Raw genomic sequence first — 2,168 nt, 5'->3', positions numbered from 1 at the left:
GTTCACCACGTTGTCCATCACATTGACGATCAAGTGATGGCGCGTCCACGAATAGCCGTCCAAAGCAGTGGTTGCGGTAGGCTCGAACAATACGGTGAGTTCGCGCTTACCGGCCATGTAATCGTCGAAGCGTGCAGCCAGCAGCGAGCCGGATTTATAGGTTCGTCCGCCCACGTTCCAATCGCTGCGCGGCTCGATCAGCAGCCATTCGCGCTGCACCGAGGTATTGGCGTCATTGGGCACGTCGACCTTGGTGAGCTTGCCGTCCTTGCCGCGCAGATAGGTTTCGCTGTCGTAGAAGGCCAACTGGCGATTGACGAAATCGCGTTCGAAGCCAGGCGTATTGTCGCGGTACGCGCTGATCGACATATCCTCGTTCTTGCCCTCGTACACCGTCGTCGCACTGGACAGCGGCGTACCGCGCTTCCATTCCTTCACGATGCGCGGATAGCTGGAAGTAGTCATCGAACCGGGACCGAAATCGGTGCCGACGTAGATATGGTCCTTGTCGATCCAGGCCACCGCGTTCTTGGCTTCCGGCAATGTAAAGCCATCCTTGACGAAGCTCTTGGTGTCCAGATCGAACTCGCGGACCACGTCCGCATCAGCGCCACCGCGCGACAGCGAGATCAGGCACATGCGCTCTTCGGGACGCAGGCATTGGAAACCGTGCCAGACCCAGTTTTCGTTCTCGGTCTTGGAGAGCGCGTCCAGGTCGATCACTGTTTCCCAGCTCGGCTGCGCCTTGCGGTACTCGGTCAGCGAAGTGCGTCGCCACAGGCCCTTCGGGTGCGCCTTGTCGCGCCACAGGTTGTAGTAGCTCTCGCCCACCTTGGTGACGAACGGAATGCGCGCATCCGAATCGAGCACTTCGAGCAGGCGTGCATCGAGTTGCTTGAACTCGGGCGACTGGGCGTATTGCTCTACCGTCTTGGCGTTTTGCTGGTGGACCCAGTCGAGCTGCTTGGCACCGTCGATGCTTTCCAGCCACAGATTAGGGTCGGGTTGCGCGGCTGCGGCCGGCGGCGTGGGCGCCGCCGCCGTGGCTGGCGTCGGAGTAGCTGGCATCGGGCCAGCGGGTGTTGGCGTGGGCGAGTGGGCTTGGCTCATACCTGCAACGGTCAGTGAAACGAAAAACGCGAGGGCGCGCTTGTCCACGGCTCTCCTCCTTGGATAGGCAGTAAAAACGAAGCGTGCCGGCTGGCCCGCCAACCAGTCATTCAATCAGTCTTGGCGGGGTCCGTCATATGTATAAAGACACTCCTGAACGCATCCAGGCCGTCGGTGGCCTCCCTGGCGGGCTGATCGGGCAAAGGGTAGCTGGCACCGGCCTGGACTTCGATCCCGGCCTGTTCCAGCCAATGCCTGACCGCCTCGGCGCGTTTGGCGGCCAACTGCGGTGTACCTCGGCCATCCGAGCTCGCGCGACCTTCGACCGCGACCTCGTGGCCGCCCCAGCGCTGCAAGGCCCAGAGCACATCGTCCAGCGTGGCATGCTGTTGCTCGCCCAGCTCGGCCGAGCCGCGCGCGAACCGTATGGGCGGCAAGGGACGTGGCGGCGGCACGATGCGAAAGGTCCAGCCGGGCCACTGACGCTCCAGTTGTTCTTCCATTTGTCGCAGTGTGGCCAGCGGTGCCTGCGCCGTCGGTGCGACGATCAAGGTCAACTGGCGTAGCTGTGCATCGGCACCGGAACCGAGCAGGGGTAGCGGAAAGCTCTTGACGATGGCGTCGCTCTCGCTGGCCGGCGTCGCCGGCGCGGCGATGGTCGCGGTGGCCAGGTTCGAGCCGAGGGCTGAGCGGTTGAGTTCCGTATGACCGGGATCGGCGGTGATGACAGGGTTGAGGCCGAGCTTGAGCTCGGCTGGGAGCGCCCTCTGCAGGGCAGCGTGCAAGACTTCGTTTTCCTGTGAATCGTAACGTTGCGCGGCAAACGTCACGTCGATGGCCTTGCCTTTGCTGTCCAGCTGCAAGTCGAGCACGCGCACCGATTGTCCGGACAGGGTGCTGGTCAGCGTGCTGCGCACGGTATTGAGCAGGCGGGTCTGCTGGGCGATATCGCTCAATGCATGGGCCAGCGGCCAGCCCAGGGGGAGCAGCACGGCGAACCCGACGACGATCTGCCAAGCCACGGCATGGCGGGTGGCGCGGCCGCTGAAGCCGTACCA

The 2,168-nt window shown here is 63.3% G+C and carries 1 protein-coding gene and 1 pseudogene; both read right to left on the bottom strand.

All coding sequences use genetic code 11. The annotated features are described in order from the left end of the window. Positions 1 to 1,068, bottom strand: a pseudogene (locus VIM98_RS05705) (S9 family peptidase); the annotation flags it as partial. Between the two features lie 152 nt (positions 1,069 to 1,220). After that, on the bottom strand, positions 1,221 to 2,168 hold a 948-nt coding region (locus VIM98_RS05700; protein ID WP_331992130.1), incomplete at its 5' end, for a hypothetical protein.

This window comes from Dyella sp., from assembly GCF_036568765.1.
Lineage (GTDB): Bacteria > Pseudomonadota > Gammaproteobacteria > Xanthomonadales > Rhodanobacteraceae > GSA-30.
Note: the sequence above shows the minus strand (reverse complement) of the source record. Positions and strands in the feature narration are given on the sequence as shown.